This is a genomic window from Planosporangium spinosum (assembly GCF_049999945.1).
Classification (GTDB): Bacteria; Actinomycetota; Actinomycetes; order Mycobacteriales; family Micromonosporaceae; genus Planosporangium; species Planosporangium spinosum.
Genome location: NZ_JBLYUB010000009.1, coordinates 86,619 through 107,815, shown reverse-complemented (window position 1 = coordinate 107,815; position 21,197 = coordinate 86,619). Strand labels below are relative to the sequence as shown.

At 73.4% G+C, this 21,197-nt stretch carries 20 protein-coding genes; 8 read left to right on the top strand and 12 right to left on the bottom strand.

Going from position 1 to position 21,197, the window contains the following annotated elements:
- Positions 1 to 53 precede the first annotated feature (53 nt).
- The gene (locus ACNTMW_RS14755) at positions 54 to 938 is read left to right on the top strand and encodes a LysR family transcriptional regulator (RefSeq protein ID WP_426634104.1); all 885 of its coding nucleotides are present in this window, start codon (positions 54 to 56) and stop codon (positions 936 to 938) included.
- Between the two features lie 130 nt (positions 939 to 1,068).
- Here the strand turns inward: ACNTMW_RS14755 and ACNTMW_RS14750 are convergent, their stop codons facing one another.
- On the bottom strand, positions 1,069 to 1,596 hold the full coding sequence (locus ACNTMW_RS14750) for a MarR family winged helix-turn-helix transcriptional regulator (protein ID WP_426634103.1): 528 nt from the start codon (positions 1,594 to 1,596) through the stop codon (positions 1,069 to 1,071).
- 339 nt (positions 1,597 to 1,935) lie between these two features.
- On the opposite strand from ACNTMW_RS14750, the gene ACNTMW_RS14745 reads away from it, so the two are divergent.
- The 3 genes from ACNTMW_RS14745 (at position 1,936) to ACNTMW_RS14735 (ending at position 6,381) form a co-directional block, all read left to right on the top strand.
- Positions 1,936 to 3,156, top strand: a complete 1,221-nt coding sequence (locus ACNTMW_RS14745) for a serine hydrolase domain-containing protein (protein WP_426634102.1) — start codon at positions 1,936 to 1,938, stop codon at positions 3,154 to 3,156.
- 349 nt (positions 3,157 to 3,505) lie between these two features.
- Positions 3,506 to 4,771, top strand: a complete 1,266-nt coding sequence (locus ACNTMW_RS14740) for an FUSC family protein (RefSeq protein WP_426634101.1) — start codon at positions 3,506 to 3,508, stop codon at positions 4,769 to 4,771.
- Between the two features lie 194 nt (positions 4,772 to 4,965).
- Positions 4,966 to 6,381, top strand: a complete 1,416-nt coding sequence (locus ACNTMW_RS14735) for an FUSC family protein (protein ID WP_426634099.1) — start codon at positions 4,966 to 4,968, stop codon at positions 6,379 to 6,381.
- A gap of 43 nt (positions 6,382 to 6,424) precedes the next feature.
- Here the strand turns inward: ACNTMW_RS14735 and ACNTMW_RS14730 are convergent, their stop codons facing one another.
- Both ACNTMW_RS14730 and ACNTMW_RS14725 read right to left on the bottom strand, forming a co-directional pair.
- A complete protein-coding gene (locus ACNTMW_RS14730) occupies positions 6,425 to 6,700 on the bottom strand; it encodes an isoamylase early set domain-containing protein (RefSeq protein ID WP_426634098.1) in 276 nt (91 codons plus the stop codon).
- A gap of 109 nt (positions 6,701 to 6,809) precedes the next feature.
- Positions 6,810 to 8,042, bottom strand: coding sequence for an MFS transporter (locus ACNTMW_RS14725; protein WP_426634095.1), 1,233 nt, complete (start codon positions 8,040 to 8,042; stop codon positions 6,810 to 6,812).
- A gap of 46 nt (positions 8,043 to 8,088) precedes the next feature.
- Here ACNTMW_RS14725 and ACNTMW_RS14720 point away from each other — a divergent pair, with 46 nt between their 5' ends.
- The 3 genes from ACNTMW_RS14720 to ACNTMW_RS14710 all read left to right on the top strand — a co-directional run bounded on the left by ACNTMW_RS14720 (position 8,089) and on the right by ACNTMW_RS14710 (position 9,380).
- Positions 8,089 to 8,535 carry a helix-turn-helix domain-containing protein gene (locus tag ACNTMW_RS14720; protein ID WP_426634094.1) on the top strand — a complete coding sequence of 149 codons (447 nt, stop codon included), beginning with the start codon at positions 8,089 to 8,091 and terminating at the stop codon, positions 8,533 to 8,535.
- A gap of 75 nt (positions 8,536 to 8,610) precedes the next feature.
- A complete protein-coding gene (locus tag ACNTMW_RS14715) occupies positions 8,611 to 9,036 on the top strand; it encodes a MerR family transcriptional regulator (protein WP_426634093.1) in 426 nt (141 codons plus the stop codon).
- Positions 9,033 to 9,380, top strand: a complete 348-nt coding sequence (locus ACNTMW_RS14710; protein ID WP_426634091.1) for a thioredoxin family protein — start codon at positions 9,033 to 9,035, stop codon at positions 9,378 to 9,380. Before ACNTMW_RS14715 ends, ACNTMW_RS14710 begins: the two co-directional genes overlap by 4 nt.
- Before the next feature lie 3 nt (positions 9,381 to 9,383).
- Here the strand turns inward: ACNTMW_RS14710 and ACNTMW_RS14705 are convergent, their stop codons facing one another.
- Positions 9,384 to 10,595, bottom strand: coding sequence for a CynX/NimT family MFS transporter (locus ACNTMW_RS14705; protein ID WP_426634090.1), 1,212 nt, complete (start codon positions 10,593 to 10,595; stop codon positions 9,384 to 9,386).
- 289 nt (positions 10,596 to 10,884) lie between these two features.
- On the opposite strand from ACNTMW_RS14705, the gene ACNTMW_RS14700 reads away from it, so the two are divergent.
- On the top strand, positions 10,885 to 12,333 hold the full coding sequence (locus tag ACNTMW_RS14700; protein WP_426634089.1) for an alpha-amylase: 1,449 nt from the start codon (positions 10,885 to 10,887) through the stop codon (positions 12,331 to 12,333).
- A gap of 78 nt (positions 12,334 to 12,411) precedes the next feature.
- On the opposite strand, the gene ACNTMW_RS14695 is transcribed toward ACNTMW_RS14700, so the two are convergent.
- The 8 genes from ACNTMW_RS14695 to ACNTMW_RS14660 form a co-directional block, all read right to left on the bottom strand.
- Positions 12,412 to 12,939, bottom strand: a complete 528-nt coding sequence (locus tag ACNTMW_RS14695) for a hypothetical protein (protein ID WP_426634088.1) — start codon at positions 12,937 to 12,939, stop codon at positions 12,412 to 12,414.
- A 14-nt stretch (positions 12,940 to 12,953) separates the two neighbouring features.
- A complete protein-coding gene (locus ACNTMW_RS14690; protein WP_426634087.1) occupies positions 12,954 to 13,550 on the bottom strand; it encodes a hypothetical protein in 597 nt (198 codons plus the stop codon).
- Between the two features lie 287 nt (positions 13,551 to 13,837).
- Entirely contained in the window at positions 13,838 to 15,091 is a 1,254-nt protein-coding gene (locus ACNTMW_RS14685; RefSeq protein ID WP_426634086.1) for an MCE family protein, read from the bottom strand.
- Positions 15,088 to 16,521: an MCE family protein gene (locus ACNTMW_RS14680; RefSeq protein WP_426634085.1), complete on the bottom strand. Its 1,434-nt coding sequence runs from the start codon at positions 16,519 to 16,521 to the stop codon at positions 15,088 to 15,090. Before ACNTMW_RS14680 ends, ACNTMW_RS14685 begins: the two co-directional genes overlap by 4 nt.
- Positions 16,518 to 17,732 (bottom strand): MCE family protein, encoded by a 1,215-nt coding sequence (locus tag ACNTMW_RS14675; protein WP_426634084.1) that lies wholly within the window; start codon positions 17,730 to 17,732, stop codon positions 16,518 to 16,520. Before ACNTMW_RS14675 ends, ACNTMW_RS14680 begins: the two co-directional genes overlap by 4 nt.
- Complete coding sequence (locus ACNTMW_RS14670; RefSeq protein ID WP_426634082.1) at positions 17,732 to 18,721, bottom strand: MCE family protein; 990 nt, start codon at positions 18,719 to 18,721, stop codon at positions 17,732 to 17,734. The genes ACNTMW_RS14675 and ACNTMW_RS14670 overlap by 1 nt, the downstream gene beginning before the upstream one ends.
- A 58-nt stretch (positions 18,722 to 18,779) precedes the next feature.
- Positions 18,780 to 19,835, bottom strand: coding sequence for an MCE family protein (locus ACNTMW_RS14665; RefSeq protein WP_426634081.1), 1,056 nt, complete (start codon positions 19,833 to 19,835; stop codon positions 18,780 to 18,782).
- A 76-nt stretch (positions 19,836 to 19,911) separates the two neighbouring features.
- The gene (locus ACNTMW_RS14660) at positions 19,912 to 21,195 is read right to left on the bottom strand and encodes an MCE family protein (protein ID WP_426634080.1); all 1,284 of its coding nucleotides are present in this window, start codon (positions 21,193 to 21,195) and stop codon (positions 19,912 to 19,914) included.
- Between the last annotated feature and the right edge of the window lie 2 nt (positions 21,196 to 21,197).

Sequence of the window (21,197 nt, the reverse complement as noted above, 5' to 3'; positions counted from 1 at the left end):
CGCCGAGCGTCAGGTCCAGTTCATATTTCTTTGCTGAAACGTAAGCTGAGCTGATGCTCGATCCGCGCAAGCTCCGTCTCCTGCGCGACCTGTCCCGGCACGGGACGATCGCCGCGGTCGCCGCGGCGCTGTCCTACACCCCGTCGGCGGTCTCCCAGCAGCTCGCGGCGTTGGAGCGGGAGGCGGGGGTACCGCTGCTGGAGCGCACCGGACGCCGGGTGGCCCTGACCGCGGCCGGCGCGGTCCTGGTCGAGCACGCCGAGGCGGTGCTCGCCGCGCTCGAGCAGGCCGACGCGGCGCTCGCCGCGGTACGGACGGGCCTGGCGGGGCCGCTGCGCATCGGCGCGTTCCCGACCGCGGTCCGCACGCTGCTCTCCGCCGCGCTGGTGTCGCTCGGGCGCGACCATCCGGGCCTGGAGCTGCGGGTCACCGAGCTTGACCCGGCGGCCGCACCGGACGCGTTGCGCACCGGCCGGCTCGACGTCGCGCTCGTGCACGACTACGACCACGTACCCGTCGAGCCGGATCCCGCGCTGGCGACCGAGCCTCTGGTCGAGGAGGTGATGTACCTCGCCGGGCTGGAGCCGGGGCCGGGCTCGATCGGCGACGCCCGGGACGCGGCGTGGATCATCGGCAGCCCGGGTACGTTGTGCCACGCCGTGGCGTTGCGGGCCTGCCAGGCGGCCGGGTTCACGCCGCGGGTACGCCACCACGCCGACGACTTCGTCGCCGTGCTCGGTCTCGTCGCGGCCGGCCAGGGTGTCGCGCTGGTACCGCAGCTCGCCGCCGCACAGCCGCCGCCGGGCGTCACGCTGTCGCCGCTGCCGCTGCGCCGGCGGACCCGGATCGCCTACCGGCGCGGGGCCCGGCGGCACCCGGCCGTGGCGGCGTGCGTCGCCGCGCTGCACGCGTCGGCCGCCGCCTACCTCGCCGGGTAGCGGCACCGTGGCGGCGGTGCTCCGCGCAATGTCGGCGACATTGCGGTCTCAGGGTCCGCTGAGGCAGCAATGTTTGGGACACTGCGCGGATCTTGGGGATGGCGGGCGGTCGCCGGGGCCGAGCGGGCGGTCACCTGGTCGCCGGCCGGGGCACGTCGCCGAGGGCGATGAGCACCTGTCGCAGCGCGTCGATGGCGGCCTGAGCGGTCTCCTCCGGTACGACCCGCAGGAGGGCGGCCTGGGCACGACCGGCGGCGCGCACGGCCTCCTCGGCGATGTGGACGCCCGAGGTGGTCAGCCGTACCCGGGAGCTGCGCGCGTCGCGCGTGTCCGCTTCCCGCTCGACCAGTCCGGCTTCGGCCAGCCGGCGCAGCACGTTGCTGGTACCACCCGACGACAGCAGCAGCCGGCTGGTCAGGTCGGTGGGGCGTAGCTGGTACGGCGCGCCGGCCGCCCGCAGCACGGTGAGCACGTCGTACTCGGCCTTCGTCAGACCCAGCCGGGTCAGCTGCACGCTGGTGACCTCGTTCAGGAGGGCGGAGAGCCGGGCGGCGCGCTTGCCCAGCTCCAGTTCCGGCCCGGCGACGGCCGGCAGTTCGATGCGCCAGGCGTCGACGACGTCGTCAACGGTGTCGCGCGAGGCGGTTGTTCTGTCCACCGATCGACCATACCGAGCCACTTATCCCGCCAAAGCTTTCCATATGGCTTTTAGGAACGCTTTATGTGGAGCGTATTGACATGCTCCCGTTTGCCGGCGGGTCCATGGTGACCATGGACCCGCGCCTCCGCGAGCTGCCGCGCGCCGACGTCGTGATCGACGGGGGCGCATCGCGGCCGTCGATCACGACCCGGTCGCGCCGCGTGCCCGGCCGCCGGGGTCGCCCGCCGCGTGCCCGGCCGCCGGGGTCGCCCGCCGCGTGCCCGGCGTGCCGGTCTGGGCAGGGCGGGTGGGATCGACACCCTGACACGACCCGGAGCCGGAACTAGGCTTGCTCGGATGATGGAGCGCACCGCGGACCCGGCCCACCTCGGTTTCGACCCCGATCGCCTGGCCCGCATCGACGGGCACTTCGCACGCTACGTCGACGACGGGCGGCTGGCCGGTTGGCAGCTCGTGGTGACCCGACGGGGTGAGATCGCGCACGCCTCCACCTACGGCTACCGCACACGCGAGGACCGCACGCCGGTCGAGCCGGACACGCTGTGGCGCATCTACTCGATGACCAAGCCGATCACCTCGGTCGCGGCCATGATGCTGTGGGAGCGCGGCCTGTTCGAGCTCACCGACGAGATCAGCCGCTGGCTTCCGGAGTTCGCCGATGTCAAGGTCTACGACAAGGGGTCGGCGCTGCGGCCGTACACGGTGCCGGCGGTCGAGCCGATCCGGGTGTGGCATCTGCTCACCCACACCTCCGGGCTGACGTACGGCTTCCTGAACAACTCCGTGGTGGACCGGCTCTACCGCGAGGAGGGCTTCGACCTGTACCCGCCGGCCGGTGTCGACCTCGCCGCCGCGTGCCAGGTGTGGGCCCGGCTGCCGCTGCTGTTCGACCCCGGTACGGCGTGGGGCTACTCGGTCGCCACCGACGTGCTCGGCCGGCTGGTCGAGGTGGTCAGCGGCCAGCGCCTGGACGACTTCTTCGCCGAGCAGATCTTCGAACCGCTCGGCATGACCGACACCCGCTGGTGGGTCGACGGCGACGACGTGAAGCGGCTGGCCGGGCTGTACACGCCGCACCCCGTCGACGGCCACGCGGCGGCCGCCGACGACCTCGGGCGGCTGGCGCTGCGCGAGCCGGACATGCTCTCCGGTGGCGGCGGGCTCATCTCGACCGCCGCCGACTACCACCGGTTCACCCGGCTGCTGCTGCGCGAGGGTGAATTCGACGGCCGGCGACTGCTCGGCCCCCGCACCGTGCGGTTCATGACCCGTAACCACCTTCCGCACGGCCACGACCTCGGTGAGCTGTCGACCGGCGGCTTCGCCGAGACCACCCTGGACGGTATCGGCTTCGCGGTGGTGGAGAACCCGATCCCGATCCGGGTGCCGAGCAGCGTCGGCGAGTACTACTGGGGCGGCGCGGCGAGCACCGCCTTCTGGGTCGACCCGGTCGAACAGATCACGGCGATGTTCTTCACTCAACTGTTGCCGTCGAGCACCTACCCGGGGTTGCGGCCGCAGTTGCGCCAACTCGTCTACTCGGCGCTCGTCGACTGACCGATCGGGCCGGCGCCTGACCGATCGGGTGGCCGCCACGGTAGATCGGGCGGCCCCGTCGGGAGCAAGTGGGGTGCTATCGATCTCAGTCACCGGCGTGTTGATCGATGTCTGGCTACCGTTGAACAGGGCGCTGCGGTTCGCGGTCACCGGCGCCTTCCCGACCTCGACCCGCAGCCGCGTACGGACATCCGCGCGCCCCGCTCCGGTACGGGCCCCACGGCCGCCCGCTGGAGAGGAACGTATGACTGCGCCGTCGAGTCACGGACACTCGCTGACTCGGGGTCGGCTCCAACCGGCAGCCCTTGATCTATTCCGTACCCTCGCCGCCGCGGTCACCGTACCCGACGTGACGGCGTGGGGCCGCGAGCTCTGGAGCCGGGCGCGCCGCAGCGGCCGGCTGCCCGGGGCGAAGACCACGAAGATCGCGATCGCCACGGTCGCCGCGTTCGTCGTCGCCCATGTCCTGCTCGGTACGGCGCGGCCGATGCTGGCGGCGCTCACCGCGCTGCTGGTGGTCCAGTTGACGCTCTACCAGACGGTCCGGCACGGGTGGCAGCGGATCGGCAGCGTCGTGGCCGGTGTGCTGCTCGCCGGGCTGCTGTCGTCGGTGTTCGGCCTGACCTGGTGGAGCCTGGGTGTCACCGTGCTCGCGGCGCTCGTCGTCGGCCAGGCGCTGCGCCTGGGGGACCACGTCCTCGAGGTACCGATCAGCGCGATGCTCGTCCTCGCCGTCGGCAGTCACGCCCAGGCCGGGCTGGGCCGGGTATACGAGACGCTGATCGGCGCCGCGGTGGGCGTGTGCGTCAGCCTGCTGGTGCCGGCGGTGTACGTCCAACCGGCCGCGAACGCCATCGGAGACCTGGCCGAGGAGATCGGCGGCCTGCTGCACGAGGTGGCCACGGACGTCGAACGGGGCTGGAGCCACGAGCACGCGCTGGCGGCGCTGCGGCGGGCGCGGGGCCTGGAGGACGTGGTCGGCCACGCCCGGCGGGCACTGTCCGAGGCCGAGGACAGCCTGCGCCTCAACCCGCGGCGGCGGGCGGCGCACGTACCCGGGACGCTGCGCTCCGGCCTGACCGCCCTGGAGTATTCGACGATCCACCTGCGCGTCAGCTGCCGCTGCATGACCGACCGGGTGGAGGGGGTACCCGCAGCCGAGCTGCCCGGGCCGCAGCTACGACGGCCGCTGGCCCATCTGCTCGACGCGACCGGGGACGCGGTCCGCGCCTTCGGCGAGCTGGTCGCCTCCGATGTGGCCGCACCCGCCGGTGACGACGGCGACCTGCGGCGCGCGGTGCGGTGCGCCCGTGACCTGCGCGACGTCGCCAGCGCGGCGATGCTCGTCGACGCCGGCAAGGAGCCGGAGATCTGGCGGATCCACGGCGCCGTGCTCGGCCACCTCGACCGGCTGCTCGACGAGATCGACCCCGACGCGGAGACGGCCGCGCACGCGCTCAACCGGGACGCCCCGACACCCTCGCCGGTCGCGCTGTTGCCCAGGCTGTCGGCGCCGGTGCTGCGCCGACGGTCGAGTACGGCACGGGCGGTGCTGCGCCGCCGGTCGGGTACGGCACGGGCGGTGCCCCGGCGCCCGGCCAGCGGCCGGTCCTGACCCGGACCGCGTGACCCCTCGTCGACCGGAGCCGGCGGCCTGAACCGGAACTGCTCCCATCCGTCAACCAGATCGACCCCTTGAATCGCCTTAATTGGACGGTGCCTCAGTCCGAGTGGTCGCCGGCGTCCGCCCGGACACCGACCTGCGGGTGCGCTGCCCGTCAGCGCACCGGCGGATCCGGGGTGCGCACGGTGTTCGACGAAACGGGAGAAGAGAACATGGGGGCCGAACCGAGCCGGGCGAGGCCGTTCGTGTCGGGCCTGTTCGCGGCGGGGCGCCCGGTCTCCTTCCGGCTGACCACCCTGGCCGGCCCGCCCGACGCGACGCGGTGGGGTCGCGAGTCCGGGGCACGGACGCGCCGCGGCGACAAGTTCTCCGGAACCCAGGTTCTCAAGGTGACGGTCGCGGCTGTCGTCGCGTTCGTCGTCGCCCAGCAGGTACTCGGTGGGCACCGCCCCATGGTGCTGGCGGCGCTGACCGCGCTGCTGGTGGTACAGGTGACGCTCTACGAGACCATCCGCCACGGGTGGCAGCGCGTCGGTGCCGTGGTGGTCGGTGTACTGCTCGCGGCGCTGCTGTCGTCGCTGTTCGGCCTGGCGTGGTGGAGCCTGGGCGTCACCATCCTGTCGGCCCTCGGCGTCGGAAAGGTGCTGCGGCTCGGCGACCACTCGATCGAGGTGGCGGTCAACGCGATGGTCGTGATCGCCCTCGGCAGTCACAGCCACGTCGGCCTGGACCGGGTGTACGAGACTCTGATCGGGGCCACGGTCGGGGTCCTGGTGAGCTTCGCGACGCCGTCCGTGCAGGTCCAGCCGGCCGGGAACGCCGTCGGCAAGCTGGCCGATCGGATCGGCCAGACGTTGCGCTCGGTCGCGGCCGACATCGAGCGGGGCTGGACCCACGAGCGGGCGGCCGATGCCGTGCTGCGCGCGGGGGGAATCGAGTACAGCGTCCGCAACGCCCAGGGCGCGTTGGCCCAGGCCGAGGTGAGCCTGCTGCTCAACCCGCGCCGTGGCGCCGCCCACGTGCCGGAGCGGCTGCGCTTGGCGCTCACCGCGCTGGAGTACTCGACGATCCACGTCCGCGTCACCTGCCGCTGCCTGGCTGACCTGGCCGAGGGGGCGCCGGGGGCGGACCTACGCGACCCGCGGGTACGCGAGCCCCTCGCCGGGCTGCTCGACGCCGCGGGGGAGGCCGTCTCGGCGTTCGGCCGGCTGGTCACGTCCGACGCCGCCGGCAATGTCGACGCCGCCGGCAATGGCTACGCCGCCGGCTTCGCCGGCAGAGTCGGCCCGGCCGGCCCGGCCGGAGATGCCGACGCGCTGCGGCGGGCGGTGCGGCGCGCGCGGTCCCTGCGGGACGCCGCCAGTGACGCCCTGCTCGTCGATCCGCGGAAGGAACCGAAGCTCTGGCGGGTGCACGGGGCGGTGCTCGCGCACCTCGACCGGCTGCTGGACGACATCGACCCGGGCGGCAACGCGGCCGCGTACGCGATCAGCCAGCTCGCGCTGGCGGGGGCCGGCGCGGCACCGCTGCCCAGGCGGTCCTCGGCCGCCGCGCGGATGCGAATCCGGGCGGGTCTGCGTCGTTGGTCGGATGCGGCATGACCGCTCCCGCCACTCCCCGCGGAGGCCCGGACCCCGGTCGCCCCTAGAGCTGGAGGACGCAGGCGTTCTCCTCCACCCGATCGGCGGTCTCGTCGTCGAACCAGACGCCGCCGGTCCCGAGGTACCGGAACCGGTGCTCGCCCGGGGGCAGCGTCACCGACACGCTCCGGGTGCCGCCGCGGCGGGGCAGCAGCCGGTGGATTCCGGGCGTCCAGTCATTGAACGTGCCCACGACGCTGACGTCGCCGGCCGGCTCGTCCGCCGGCAGGGTGAAGGTGACGCGGGTCTTCGTGCCGAACAGTCGCGAACGCTTGATCATGACTTCCAGCTCCTCTGCGGGGAGGTGTCCACCGGGCGCGGCGTGGTCCACGGTGGGAGGCGTCCGCGGCGGGGCACGGGGATACGTCGATAAGACTACGACACACCGCTCAAGAACCGACATCTTGGGAGCGGTTGGGAGAGACCAGGACGAGGGCCGCCACGGCCGTCGCCACGACGGCGCCGGTGAGCACGGTGAGTCCGAGGTGGAGCCCCATGACGGCGGTCAGCGCGGGCGCCAGGAGCGCACCCGCGACCGTGGCCGAGGCGTCGCTGGCGTAGAACACCGCCCCGACCCGGCCCCTTACATGGTCGGGGGTGTCGGCCTGGATCCGGTGCTGCGTCGCGACCAGGGCGACGGCGCCCGGTACGCCGCTGGCCGCCGCGGCGACGGTGGCCAGGAGCAGGGTCGGGGCATTGAACAGGGCCACGAAGCACGCGCCGACCGCGGCGTAGGTGGCGGTGACGACCGACCGGATCGGGAACCGGTCGATCAGCCGCCGGCTCACCGCTGAGCCGGCGAGGTAGCCGACCCCGAGCCCGGCGAGCAGGTACCCGATGTCCTGGCCGGGTCGGGCCAGTCGCCCGACCACGAACGGCACCAGGAGTGCGCCGAGCGCGGCGTTGGCGGTCAGGTACGCCCACCCGGTGATCAGCAGGCCGCGCAGGACCGGTGCGGTCAGCAGGTGGCGCAGGCCGTCACGCAACTGGCTGACGACGTCGCGGGCGGCGAAGGGGTGCGCCGCCGGTCGCCGGGTGCGGGGCAGGGTCACCGCCGCGGTGGCGGCGGCTGAGCCCAGGTAACTGGCGACGTCGATCCCGACGACCAGGCCGAGGCCGCCGGCGGACAGCAGGACGGTACCGAGCGGTGGCCCGAGCAGACGGGCGGCGCCACCGGCGAACCCGGTGAGCGCATTGGCGGCGACCAGCTCGCCGCCGCTCACCACGGCCGGCACGGCGGCCTGGGCGGCCGGCCGGAAGAACACGACGGCGAGGTTCTCCGCCAGCAGGCCGAGGTAGACGAAGCCGAGCCGGCTCGGCGTCGTGCCCAGCAGTACCAGCGCGACCCCGGCTGCGCTGAACAGGTCGGCGACGATCATCGTCGTCCGGCGGTCGACCCGGTCGACCAGTACGCCCGCCCACGGTCCGACCAGCATCGCCGGTGCCGCCTCGACGGCCAGGGCCAGGCCGGTGGCGGGGGTCGAGCCGGTCAGGCGGAACACCTGGTACGGGGCGGCGACCACCAGCAGCCAGGAGCCGAGGGCCGACACGGTGCTGCCGGTCCACAGCAGCCGGAAGGTCCGGTTGCGAAGGACGCCGATCGTCGTGGCGGGTGCTGCCATGCCCCGAAACTATTCTGACAAGATAATTCATGGCAAGATTTGTTCTGTGGAGATAGATCTGGTACCGGAGCTGGGGCGGCGGCTTCGTGCCCTGCGTACCGCGGCCGGCCGCACCATCGCCTCGGTGGCCGTCGATGCCGGCCTGTCGGTGCCCTACGTGGCCAACCTGGAGAACGGGCGCGGCAACCCGACCGTGGCCGCGCTGGCCCGGCTCGCCGGCGCGCTCGGCGCCACGTTGCGGGTGGAGGTGGGTGACGCCGGCCGGCCGACCGGGGCGGCCGACCTGCCGGAGTCGCTGGTGCGGTTCGCGCGTCTGCGGCGGTTCGCCGACGAGGCCGAGCGGCTGGCGGCGGCGACCGGGCAGCCGGTGCCGGTGGTACGGGAGCGGCTGCTGGGGGCGATGGCCGGGATCGGGGCACTGCCCGGACGTACGCTCGGCGAACTCGACTGGCACCGGGTCCTCGACACCGTCGTGCTCATCACGCGCGCCTGACTCGCCGCGGGCTGGCGTTGACGCCGGCGTCAAGGTCTACCGTCGTCGGATCGCCGGAGCGTGAAGGAGGCGGGCGTGCGGATCGGTGAGCTGGCCGAGCGGGTCGGGACGAGTACCCGGACGCTGCGGTACTACGAGGCGCGTGGACTGCTGCCGGCGCGGCGGTCGGTCAACGGGTACCGCGATTACGACGAGGACGACCTCCGGCTGGTGCGCGAGATCCGGGCGCTGCTGGACATCGGCTTCGGGCTGGAGGAGACGAGGCCGTTCGTGGAGTGCCTGCGCGCGGGCCACCCGACCGGCGACGCCTGCCCGGCCTCGCTGGAGGTGTACCGGCGCAAGCTCGCCGAGCTGGACGCCTACCTCGCCCGGCTGGGGACGATGCGCACCCGGTTGAGTGGCCAGCTCGCGGCCGCCGAGGCGCTGCGGTTGCCGCCGGCACCGGCGCCCCGGTGCGAGTTGACCCCCGGTGACGAGGATGGAAGGGAACGGACGGGATGACCACGGTGGACACCGCCGCCGACGGCACGGTGCGGGACGTGACCGACGACAGCTTCGCGGCGGAGGTGCTGCGGGCGCGGCTGCCGGTACTGGTGGAGTTCACGGCGGAGTGGTGCCCGCCGTGCCGGAGGATGGAACCGGTGCTCGCGGCGCTGGCGGGCGAGCAGCGCGACCGGCTGCGGGTGGTACGGATCGACGTCGACGAGAACCCGGCGACCACGCTGCGGTACGGGGTACTGTCGGCGCCCACCCTCATGGTGTTCCGCGACGGCGAAGCGGTGGCGTCGTGGGTGGGCGCGCGGTCGGGGTGGCGGCTCGCGCAGGACCTGGCCGGCGTGCTCTGACCGTCAGTCCGGCCGGTCGTCGCCGCCGACGTGGCGCGACCGGCCGGCGAGCGCCCCGGTGACCAGTTGCGGGACGCCGAGCAGGACCAGGAGCGCCAGCGCGGGCGTCCAGGACCGCGCCGCGTCGTGGGCCGCGCCGACCAGCAGCGGCCCGCCCGCCGCGACGAGGTACCCGAAGGTCTGCGCCATCGCCGACAGCCGCGCGGTGTCGGCGCTGGACCGGGTACGCAGGACGAAGAGTGTGAGGCCGACGGCGAAGGCCGCGCCCTGACCGAGCCCGAGCAGCAGCATCCACAGGTACGGTGCCGCGGTGGGGGCCACCAGGATGCCGGTCAGCGCGGCGGTGGTCACGAGCGTGCACCCCGCGGCGAGGACGCGCTGGTCGGCCAGGCGGCCGGCGAGGCTCGGCAGGACCAGCGTGACCGGGATCTGCACCAGCGCGGACACCGACAGCATCAGCCCGGCCGCGGCCGGGTGGTACCCGTGGTCGCGGTAGACCGACGGCAGCCAGGCCAGCACGGCGTAGAACGACAGTGACTGAAGCCCGAAGAAGAGCGTGACCTGCCAGGCGAGGGGGTCGCGGAGCAGGGAGCGGCCGGGCGGCGCGCCCGCCGGCCGGCCGTGGTGGCCGCGCGCGAACGGTACCCACGCGACGAGCGCGACCACCGCCGGGAGCGCCCAGGCGCCCAGGGCGCCCCGCCAGCCGTGCCCCACGGCGTCGCCGATCGGGACGGTCGCGCCGGCCGCGATGGCCGCCGAGCCGCTCAGTGCCATCGAGTAGACACCCATCATGGTGCCGCCGCGGCCGGCGAAGTCGCGCTTGATGATCGCTGGCAGCAGGACGTTCGCGACGGCGATGGCGCCGCTGACGACCACCGTGCCGGCGAACAGCGCCACCACGCCGCCGCTCACCCGGGCGAGCAGGCCGGCGCCGATCACGGCGAGGACGGCGGCGATGACCGGTTCCATGCCCCACCGGCGGGCCAGGGCCGGTGCGGTGGCGGCGAGCGCGCCCAGGCACAGGACCGGTACGGCGGTCAGCGCCGCGGCCGCGGCGCCGGGCAGGCCGAGGTCCGCGCGCAGGTCGGCGATGACCGGACCGACGCTCGCCAGGGCCGGGCGGAGGTTCGCGGCGACCAGGGCGATGGCCAGGCCGACGAGGACGGGGTGGCGGACCGTCGCCGTGGTCGGCGCCGTGGTCGGTTTCGTGATCATCGGAGTCCATGACACCACACGGCCGTTGCGGGCGCCCGTTACGCGCCGCTCCGGCCATCCGTCAGGGCCGCCCCGGCTATCCGTCACACGCCGCTCCGGCCATCCGTCGGGGTCGCTCCGGCCGCGCGTCGTGCCGACCGGGCACAGATGGCCGTCAATCTATTGACACCCTTGCAAGTTCTTTCTACCTTTGCGGAAACATTGCGGTCATGTTTCAGGCCGCGTCCGGCGATCCGCCGTTCACACCCCTCAGGCCCCTCCTGGAGGTCCGATGTCCCACCGCCGGTTGTTGTCGTTATCCAGGGTCCTCGGCGCGCTCGTCGCGACCGCGCTCACCGCCACCGTGTTCACGGTGGCCACCTCGACCGCCCCGCCGGCCGACGCCGCGCTGACCGGAAGCAGGAAGGTGATCGCCAACCTGTTCGAGTGGAACTGGACGTCGGTCGCGAGCGAGTGCCAGAACTTCCTCGGACCCCGCGGCTACGGGTACGTCCAGGTCTCACCGCCGCAGGAGCACGTGAAGGGGCAGCAGTGGTGGGTGGCCTACCAGCCGGTCAGCTACCGCATCGAGTCCCGCAAGGGCACCCGCGCGCAGTTCCAGTCGATGGTGAACGCCTGCCACGGTGCCGGGGTGAAGGTGATCGTCGACGCGGTGGTCAACCACATGAGCGGCCAGGACAGCCCCGGTACCGGCTGGGCCGGCTCGTCGTACAGCCACTACGACTACCCGGGGATCTACCAGTACCAGGACTTCCACCACTGCGGGCGCAACGCGGGCGACGACATCGCCAACTACGGCGACCGGTACGAGGTGCAGAACTGCGAACTGGTCAACCTCGCCGACCTCGCCACCGAGTCCGAGTACGTCCGGTCGAAGATCGCCGGGTACCTCAACGACCTGCTGTCGCTGGGGGTGGACGGGTTCCGGCTGGACGCCAGCAAACACATGCCGGCCGGTGACATCGCCGCGATCAAGGCGAAGCTGTCCCGCTCCGTCTACCTCGTCCAGGAGGTCATCTACGGCGCGGGGGAGCCGATCCAGCCGACCGAGTACACCGGCAACGGCGACGTCCACGAGTTCCGGTACGGCCGGGACCTCGGCCGGGTGTTCCGCCGCGAGAAGCTGGCGTACCTGTCCAACTTCGGCGAGGCGTGGGGGTACCTGCCGGGCTCGAGCGCCAACGTCTTCGTCGACAACCACGACACCCAGCGGGGCGGCGGCGACGTCCTCACCTACAAGGACAACGGCCTCTACGCCCTCGCCAACGCGTTCATGCTCGCCTGGCCGTACGGCTCGCCGACGGTGATGTCCAGCTACGACTTCAGCAACTCGGACCAGGGGCCGCCGTCGGACTCCTCCGGCAAGACCCTCAACACCACCTGCTTCTCCGGCTGGCGCTGCGAGCACCGCTGGCAGGTCATCGCGAACATGGTGGCGTTCCACAACGCGGTCGACGGCACGCCGGTGGTCAACTGGTACGACAACGGCAACAACCACATCGCCTTCGGCCGGGGCGACAAGGGGTACCTGACCATCAACGACGAGGACGGGGCGGTGACCGGTCGCCGGTACCACTCCAACCTGCCGGCCGGGCGCTACTGCGACGTGATCCACGGTGACTATGCCGGCGGCTCGTGTACCGGCCCGGTGATCACGGTCGACTCGGGCGGCTGGTTCGGCGCCGACATCCCCGCCCACGACGCGGTCGCGTTGCACGCCGGCGCGAAGGTCGGCTGACCGGTCGTTGGTGGATCGTGGGGGGGGTGAGGCACCGATGGCGGTGCCTCACCCCCCACAAGGGGACGACCGGCGGATTCAGACCGCCGAGGCGGCCGACACCCGCCAGTCGTGTCCGACCCGGACCATCGTCAGGGTGACCCGGTTCTGGTCCACCTTCTCGCCGGCGACGTTGACGTTGCGGGTGTACTGGTTGACGTACAGCAGCAGCTCGACCCGGTCCGGGGCGGCGGTGACGACACCGGTGGCCGACACCTGGGCCCGCACGACCGCCTGTGCCTTCTGGGCCGGCTCCTTCAACGCCGCCGTCGACTGGGCGTACTCCTTGGCGAACACCCCGGTGGTGAACGCCTTGCCGTTGCTGACGCTCGCGTCGAAGCTGCGGTAGTCGTACGAGAAGAGCGCCTGTGCCGCGCTGGTGGCCGCCGTGACGGAGTCCCGGACGGCGGCGTCGCGCTGCTGGGCGCGGTGCCAGCCGTGCCATGCCGCGCCGGCGAGCCCGGCGAACACGACGATCGCGACGGAGAGGGCGACCACCGGACCGCGCCGGTGGCCGCCCGGGAGCCCGCGCGGACGGGCCGACGCGCCGGAGCCGAAGCGTCGCATCACTGACCTCCCCCTCAACCCACGAACTGCAGCCGGGACACCAGCCACCGGCCCGAGTGTGCGTCCCGGACAAGGTCGGCCTGGATGCGGTAGTGCAACAGCCGGCCCTGCGGGTTGTTGACGTTCTTGACGGTGGCGTCCGCGGCCACGAGGACCACGGCGGAGCGCGTGTCGCCGGAGACCAGCGCGGCGCGCAGCACCGAACCGCGCGACTCGACCTTGTTCTCGATCACGGTGGTGCGCAGTTGCGGCGCGTCCCGGGTGAACTCGTCCTTGAAGTCACCGGTGGCGTTCGCGGTGACCCGCTGGAGGTCACGGTCGACCGTGTTGGCGCTGATCGATACGAAGTTCACCGTCGTCTGCCGGGCCGCCGCCAGCGCCTGTTGGTGCGCGGTGTCGAGGCGACGCTCGGTGTACCAGCCGTTGCCGGCGATGCCGGCGGCGGTCACGGCCGCGGCCAGCGCGACCAGCAGGCCGGCGACCGGCGCGCGCCGGCCGGTACGCCCGGCGGCCCGGGCGGCGGTACGGCTCTCCGTGGTGGCCGACGGGGTCCCGCCCGTCTCCGCCACCGGTGCCGTCGCGGTGGTCGCCGCCGTGTCCGTGGCTACCACCGTCTCCGGGTCCGTGGCTACCGTCTCCGGGTCCGTGGCTACCGTGGCCGTGTCCGTGGCGTCGTCGGCCCTCCCGACCGTCGGACCGCTTGCGAGCCGGCGGGGCGGCCGGCGGACGACCGTGCGACGCCGCGCCGGTACCCGTATCGGTGCCTGGGGTTTCGTGGGTGTCGACATCGCCGCCCTCTCGTCCGCGTCGGTTGGCTGTGGCTCGTTGTCCGGGGTGCCCGTCGGCCCGGCGCCGGTGGCGCGTGTGGGTTCGGCGCCCGGGCGGCCCGTCGCGTCGCTCATGGTGCGATCCCCGTCAGCAGCAGTTGTTTCCACGACTGCGCACCGGCGAGCTGGTACTGCCCGCCGGTGCCGCCGAACCGCAACGGCAGGCCGTCCGGGCCGGTGACCAGGCCGGTCGCCGGGTCGTAGCCGGCGACGGCCGGGCCACCCGCCGCCGTGGCCGGGCCACCGGGCGCGGGTGCCGGGTCGCCGCCGGGGCGGGGCGCGTGCGCGGAGCCCCGCACGTTCGACCCCTGGCTCAGCTCGGCGGCGGTACAGCGCTGCTGGCCGCTCTGGGCGTAGTTGCACGGCGGGGGATCGCCGAGGTTGGTGACCAGCCCGAAGTGCGCGGTGCCGTCGCCGGGCGTGACGGTGAACCCGCCCGCCACGACGAGCGGGTACGTCACGAGCGCCTGCTCGATGCCGGCGACCCGGCGCGCCGCGATCCCGTTGACCGTCACCAGGTTGCCCAGCAGCGTCCCGATCGTCGGGTCCAGGTCGTGCAGCAGGCCGGTGAGCTGCTGCGCGGCCGGCGGGCCGGCGGCGAGCAGCCGGCGCAGATCCGGGTCGGAGCCGCGCAGCGTCGCGCTGAGCTCGGCGAGCGCGGCCGCCCAGCGCCCGATCGCGTCGGACGAGGCGATCTGGGTGGTGAGGACCGTGTCGCCGTCCCGGATCAGGGTCCGGGTCTGCGGCAGGTACCGGTTGGCCTCGTCGAGCAGGGCGCCGGTGGCGTCGAGCAGCCGCCGCAGCGCGGTCTCGCTGCCCTGGAAGGCGGTACCCAGCTCGTCGATGACGACCGCGAGGTCCTGCGGGTCGACCGACCGCACGAGCGCGTCGAGGTTGGTCAGCAGGACCTCGGGCGGCAGCGGCCGGCCGGTGCGGCCGCGCGGGATGACACTGCCGTCGCGCAGGTACGGGCCGGTGTCGGTGTCCGGGCGCAGGTCCACGTACTGCTCGCCGACCGCCGAGCGCTGCGACACCACGGCGTGCAGGTCGGTCGGGATCCGGGTGCCGCGCTGGAGGCGCAGAGCCACCCGTACGCCGTCGCCATGCAGGCCCACCGCGACCACGCGGCCGACCGACACGCCCCGGTAGGTCACCGGGGCGTTGGCGAAGATGCCCCCGGCGTCGTCGAAGTCGGCGTGCACCAGGTACGCGCGGCCGGCGATCCGGTCGGCGAGGCCCACGTAGGTGACGCCGACGTAGCTGATGCCGAGGGCGCTCACGACGAGGAACGCCAGGATCTGGAGCCGGGCCATCCGGGTGATCACGGGTGCAGCCCTCCCTTGAGGACATCGGTGAGGCTGCCGACGGCCCCGCCGACGGTGGTACCCAGCAGGCCCGGCAGGGTCGGCGAGCCGGGTACCACCGGCAGCAGGCAGGCCGGCGTCAGGATGGTGCCCGGCACCAGGCGGGTACCGGCGGGCAGCACGGTGCCGGTCGGTACCAGGCCGTCGGGTGGCAGGTAGCCGCCGGGCGGGATCGGGCTGCCGGGCGGCAGCGACATGCAGTCCTTGGGCAGCGTGCAGCCGGCCGGCAGCCCGTCCAGGCCGCTCAGCACGGCGCCCACGGGGAAGCAGACCGGCGGCAGCACCCCGCCCGGCGCGGGGGTGGCCGGCGGGGTGGCCGGCTTCGCCGGCGAGGCGCCCGCCGGCGGCGCCGGTGCCGCCGCCGCCGGCCCGGTCGGCGGCGGACCGGCCGCGGTGAGCAGGTTCGACAGGATGTCCGTGGCGTTGAGGTCGAGGGTGAGGTGCAGGTTCATGGCGTCGCCGCGGATCGCGCCGTCGGCGTTGGGCGGGAACGGGAACGACAGCATGAAGTCCAGCGACCGGGGCAGGTCGTCGCCGGCCTTCACGAGCTGTTCGAGGATCGGCTGGAGCGCGCGCAGGTCGGCGAGCGTGTCGTCGCGGCTGGCGTTGACCACCCGGGTACCGACCCGGCCCAGTTCGCCGAGGGCGGTCAGCGCGCCGGTGAGCTGGGCGCGCTGCTGTTCGAGCGTGGTCAGGCCGGGTGCGAGGGAGTCCACCGCCCGACCGATGGTGGCGCGCTGGGCGGCGAGCTGCCCGGACAGCCGGTCCAGGGCGTCGATGGCGCGCACGATGTCGGCCTTCTGCGCGTCCAGCCCGGCCACGAACGTGTCGAGCTGGGTGAGCGCGTCGCGGGCGCTGGCCTCGCGGCCGTCGAGTGCCCGGGCCAGCTCCTCGTTGATCGTCTTGAGCTGGGCCAGGCCGCCGCCGTTGAGCAGCAGGCCGAACGCGCTCAGGACCTCCTCGACCTCGGCGCCGCGCCGGGTGCGCGCCAGCGGGATGACGGCGCCCTCGGCCAGGCTGCCGGCCGGCTGCTCGGTGACCGGCTGGGCCAGCTCGACGTACTTCTCGCCGAGCAGGCTGCTCTGCCGGATGGCCGCGGAGGCGTTGCCGGGCAGCGTCACCTTCTTGTCGACCTTCAGGCGTACCCGGGCGGTCCAGCCGGACAGCCAGATCTTCTCCACGCTGCCGACCGTCACGTCGTTGACCTTGACCGCGGACTGTGGCACCAGGTCCAGCACGTCGGTGAACTCGGCGGTGACGTGGTAGGCCGGGCCGCTGGGCGCACCGCCGGGCAGCGGGAGGTCGGCGAGGGTCGGCGGGGTGCACCCGGTCGCGGTCAGCGCCACGGCCAGCGCGGCCGTGACCGTGCCGGTAAAACGGCGGCCCCTCATCGCGTCCCCCGCAGGATCCCGCCCAGGGTGGGGTCGCTCCCCAGCGTTGCGGCGCCCGCCGGGACCGCCCCGGCCGGGCCGGCGCCCGGTGCCGGTCCCGTGGGTACGGTGTCGGCCGGCAACCCGAGCAGCCGGCGAAGCTGGTCGGGCATCGGCAGGTTACGGCTCTGGAGCGTCTGCGCCAGCGCGACGCACTCCTTCGGTACCCGGTCGGCGGCCGGCAGCGCGTCGACCAGGAGCGAGCAGACGTAACTGGCCGGGTCGTACGGGCCGGTCGCGTTGTCGCGGGTGTCCAGCGTGCCCGACCGCGCGTTGTAGGCGAGGTTGAGATTGGACAGCGCCAGCGGCGTCACGTCGAGGATGTCGATGATCGCCTGCTGCTGGCGGACCAGGGTGCCGGTCACGTCGGCGAGCGCGGTCACGTTGGCGGTGAGCTGCGCGCGGTTGTCCCGCACGAACGACGCCACCTGGGCGAGCGCGGCGGCCAGGCTGTGCAGCGCCGCGGCCAGCTCGTCGCGCTCGCCGGCGAGTTGCTCGGAGACGCCGGCGAGCTGCTGGTTGAACCGGCGTACCTGCTGGTCGCTCTCGGCCAGCGCGGTGGTGAACTGCTGGAGGTTGGCGACGCTGCCGAACAGGTCCTGCCGGCCGTCGGCCAGTGTGGTCAGCGCCCGGGACAGCCCGTCGAGCGTGTCGTGCAGGTTCCGGCCGTTGCCGTCCAGGTTGGCCCGGCCGGTGGCGACCAGATCGGACAGTGCGCCGTCGGCGTTCGCCCCCTCGGGTCCCAGCGCCTTGGTGAAGTCGTCCAGCGCGCGGTAGATGTCGTCGATCTCCAGGGACACCGCGGTCCGGTCCAGCGGCAGGTGCGCGCCGTCGGTCAGCCGCGGCCCCCCGGAGTACGCCGGGGTGAGCTGGATGTACCGGTCGCTGACCACGCTGGGTGGGACGATGACCGCCTCGGCGCCGGCCGGCACGTCGTACCGGGGGTCGTAGCGCATCTCGACGCGCACGCTGCGCCCCCGCGGCTGCACCGCCACGACGGAGCCGATCTTCACCCCGAGCACCCGCACGTCGGAGCCTTCGTGGATGCCGACGGTCCGGGTGAACTCGGCGGTGAGCCGGCGACCGGGGTCGACCGACCGCCACACCGCGACGCCGGCGACCGCCACGAGCGCCAGGCCCGTGCCGGCGGCGGCCCAGGGGCGCCACCTCATCAGCGACCTCCGATGGTGGGTTGGTAGGGCTGGACCAGCCCGGCGATGTACGTGTCGAACCAGCGGCCGTTGCCGACGACGTTCGAGAACACGGTGACGAACCGGCCCATCGACTGCAACGCGTGTTCCAGGTTGTCCTTGTTGCGCTGCAGGATCGCCATGACATCGCGCACCTGGCGCAGCGCCGGCTCGAGCTGGGCGCGGTTGTCGGCGACCAGGCCGGAGAGCTGGTTGGCCAGGTCGTTGGTGGTCACCAGCAGGTTGTGGATCACGTCGCGGCGTCGGCTGACCTCGTCGAGCAGCAGGTTGGCGTCGGTGACCAGCGCGCGGAACTCGTCGTCGCGCCCGGCCAGCACGGCGGTGACGCTGCGGGCGTGGGCGAGCAGCTCACGCAGTTGCGCGTCGCGGTCGGCGACGGTCTGCGACAGCCGGGACAGCCCGGTCAGCGAGGCCCGCACGCTCTCCGGGGTGTCGGCGAACGTCTGTGACAGCACGGTGAACGCGGCGGCCAGCTGCTTGCTGTCGATCTGCTCCAGCGTCCCGGCCAGGCCGGTCACGGCCTGCATGACGTCGAACGGTGACGCCGTGCGGTCGAGGGGGATCTGCGCGCCGGGGGCGAGCCGGCCGCCGCCGGCCGACTCCAGCGCCAGGTACTTCTGGCCGAGTATGGTCTTGATGCGGATCGTTGCCCGGCTGTCCCGGCCGAGCCGCACCGCGCCGTCGTCGATCCGGAACCGCACCCGTACGTACGGCCCGCTCGCCGCCCGGGCCAGCTCGACGCCGCTCACCGTGCCGACCTTGACCCCGGCGACGCGGACCTCGTTGCCGTCGGCCAGGCCGCTGGCGTCCCGGAAGGCCGCCCGGTACTCGGTGCCGGACCCGATCAGCGGCAGATCGCCGATCCGGAACGCGCCGAGCAGCAGCGCGCCCAGCAGCCCGATCCCGACGGCCCCCACGACGACCGGGTTGCGCTCCCGGAACGGTTTCATCTCGCACCTCCCGCGGTCACGTCGCGTCCGCGCCGGCTCACGTGGCACCCGCGCCGGCTCACTTCGCACCCGCCGTACCGGAGCAGCGGGCGGCCGACGAGCTGAACGTCGCCGGGGTCGCGTCGGGCAGGCCGGGCAGGCCGACCCGCCCGTCGAAGTCGCACAGGTAGAAGTTGAACCACGAGCCGTACGACGCCGTCCGGTTGAGCGCGTCGTACCGCTTCGGCAGCCGGTCGAGCGTGCCCTCCAGAACGGAGGTGTTGTTGTTCAGCGTCGTGGCGAGGCTGCCCAGGTTGGCCACGTCGGCGGCGAGCGGCGGCCGGGCGTCGTTCAGCAGCGACGCCGTCGCGCCGGTCAGGTCGCCCAGGCTGGCCAGCGCGTTGCCGATCGCCGTCCGGTCGGCGGCCAGCCCCGACACGAACTGCTGGAGCTGGCTGATGGTCTGGTCGAGGTTGCGGTCGCGGTCGGCGAGCGTCGCCAGGACGGCGTTGAGGTTGGTGATCACCCGCCCGATCACCGCGTCCCGGTCGGCGAGGGTGTTGGTCAGCGAGGCGGTGTGCTGCAGCAGGCTGGCCATGGTGCCGCCCTCGCCCTGCAGCACCTGGATGATCTCGTATGCCAGCGTGTTGACGTCGTTCGGCGTCAGCGCGGTGAACAGCGGGCGGAAGCCGTTGAACAGCACCGTCAGGTCCAGCGAGGATACGGTCTGGGACAGCGGGATCAGCCCGTTCGGCCGCAGCCGCTGGCCACCGCCCGGCGCCTCGGTCAGCGCGAGGTAGCGCTGGCCGACCAGGTTGCGGTACCGGATCCGGACCTGCGTGCTGGTCGCCAGCGGCACCTCGGCGTCCACGGTGAACGCCACCTCGGCGACCCTGCCGTCGACCACGCCGATCCGGCTGACCTGGCCCACCTTCACCCCGGCGATGCGCACGTCGTCACCGACCAGCAGCCCGGCCGCGTCGGTGAAGCGGGCCCGGTACGTGGTGCCGCCGCGGAAGTCGATCGAGCCGAGGGTCTGCGCGAGCAGCCCGGTCAGCGCCAGCGTCACCGCCGCGAAGACGAGCAGCTTGATCAGCGGTCCGGCCACCCCGCGGCCGTCCAGAGCCCGGCTCACGGCGTCGCCTCGCTTCGCTCGGCGCCGTCATGAGGCTTCGTCGCGCTGAGCCGGTTGGTTCGCTCGCTTCGCTCGCTCACTGGGCGTTCACCACCGCTCCGCGCAGCAGCGGGCCCCACAGGAGCGCCGCGATGTCGGGTACCTCCGTCGGCGGCGTGCCGGCCGCCGCACCGATCAGCGGTTTCACCAGGTTGCGCTCCTCTGCGGTACCGGCGGAGCCCATCGCCGTACCGGACAGCGCGGCCCCGCCCGGGACGCCGACCACCAGCGGCGGGGTGACCCGGTCGGCGCCGTAGTCGTACCCGTCGTTCACGGGCACCTGCGGGGCCGGCACCGGCGGACCGGGCAGCAGCCGGCAGTCGGGGCCGTTCTTCGCGCCGTAGCCGGGGGAGTCCCGGCCGGCCTCGTACTTGCCGTTGTCGCGGGTGACCTCGAGGGTCACGTGCATCCGGCCGCCCGAGAACGCCTGCTCCACCCGGGGCTGGAGGGTGACCAGGCCGTGCGTGACGCACGGGTACTCGGGGGCGTACGCGGCGAGCAGTTCCAGTACCGGGCGGCTGACCGCGCCGAGCAGGATCATCCGGTCGCCGTACCGGTCGAGGAAGCCGCGGGTCGTGTCGGCGGCGGCGGTGGTCTCGGCGAGGAAGCCGGCCAGCTGGGTGCGCTGGTCGACGATCGTGTTCGCGGTGACGCTGGCGTCCCGCAGGACCGACATCAGGTCCGGCAGCGCGCCGTGGTACGTGTCCAGCACGGTCGTGAGCTTGCGGACGTCGTCGCGGATCGTCGGCAGCTCCTGGTTGAGCGCCGCGAGGTACTGGTCCGCCGTGACCAGGTCCTGGCCGATCCGGTCGCCGTTGTCGCGCAGGGCCTCGGCGACCGCTCCCAGGGTGGCGGCCAGCTTGTCCGGCTGGATGGTCTGCAGTAGCGGCAGCACGTCGTCGAGGACCCGCTCCAGCTCGATCGCCGAGCTCGTGCGGTCCTGGCTGATCACCGACCCGGCGCGCAGCGGACCGGCCGACGGTCCGGCCGGTGGCACCAGGGCCACGTACCGCTCGCCGAACAGCGTCCTGGGCAGCAGCCGGGCGCTGACGTTACGCGGGATCAGCGGCGCCTGCGCCGGGTTGAGCGCGAGGCGCAGGGTGGCGGTCCGGCCGTCGGAGGTGACCGCGCGTACCTCGCCGACGACGACGCCGCGCAGCTTCACCTCCGCGCCCGGGACGAGCTGCGCGCCGGTGTGATCGGCCCGCAGGGTCACCCAGGTCACCGGGGTGAAGGTCTTCCGGTACTGCAGCACCGACGCGCTGCTCGCCGCGACGAGCACGACGATGAAGGCCAGGCCGAGGAGACGGTTGCGGTTCATGC

Excerpts from the sequence above, each read along its gene's own strand:
- ACNTMW_RS14755 (WP_426634104.1), top strand. The coding sequence starts at position 54 with ATGCTCGATCCGCGCAAGCTCCGTCTCCTGCGCGACCTGTCCCGGCAC.
- ACNTMW_RS14745 (WP_426634102.1), top strand. The coding sequence starts at position 1,936 with ATGATGGAGCGCACCGCGGACCCGGCCCACCTCGGTTTCGACCCCGAT.
- ACNTMW_RS14730 (WP_426634098.1), bottom strand. The coding sequence starts at position 6,700 with ATGATCAAGCGTTCGCGACTGTTCGGCACGAAGACCCGCGTCACCTTC.
- ACNTMW_RS14725 (WP_426634095.1), bottom strand. The coding sequence starts at position 8,042 with ATGGCAGCACCCGCCACGACGATCGGCGTCCTTCGCAACCGGACCTTC.
- ACNTMW_RS14710 (WP_426634091.1), top strand. The coding sequence starts at position 9,033 with ATGACCACGGTGGACACCGCCGCCGACGGCACGGTGCGGGACGTGACC.
- ACNTMW_RS14705 (WP_426634090.1), bottom strand. The coding sequence starts at position 10,595 with ATGATCACGAAACCGACCACGGCGCCGACCACGGCGACGGTCCGCCAC.
- ACNTMW_RS14695 (WP_426634088.1), bottom strand. The coding sequence starts at position 12,939 with ATGCGACGCTTCGGCTCCGGCGCGTCGGCCCGTCCGCGCGGGCTCCCG.
- ACNTMW_RS14680 (WP_426634085.1), bottom strand. The coding sequence starts at position 16,521 with ATGAGGGGCCGCCGTTTTACCGGCACGGTCACGGCCGCGCTGGCCGTG.
- ACNTMW_RS14675 (WP_426634084.1), bottom strand. The coding sequence starts at position 17,732 with ATGAGGTGGCGCCCCTGGGCCGCCGCCGGCACGGGCCTGGCGCTCGTG.
- ACNTMW_RS14670 (WP_426634082.1), bottom strand. The coding sequence starts at position 18,721 with ATGAAACCGTTCCGGGAGCGCAACCCGGTCGTCGTGGGGGCCGTCGGG.
- ACNTMW_RS14660 (WP_426634080.1), bottom strand. The coding sequence starts at position 21,195 with ATGAACCGCAACCGTCTCCTCGGCCTGGCCTTCATCGTCGTGCTCGTC.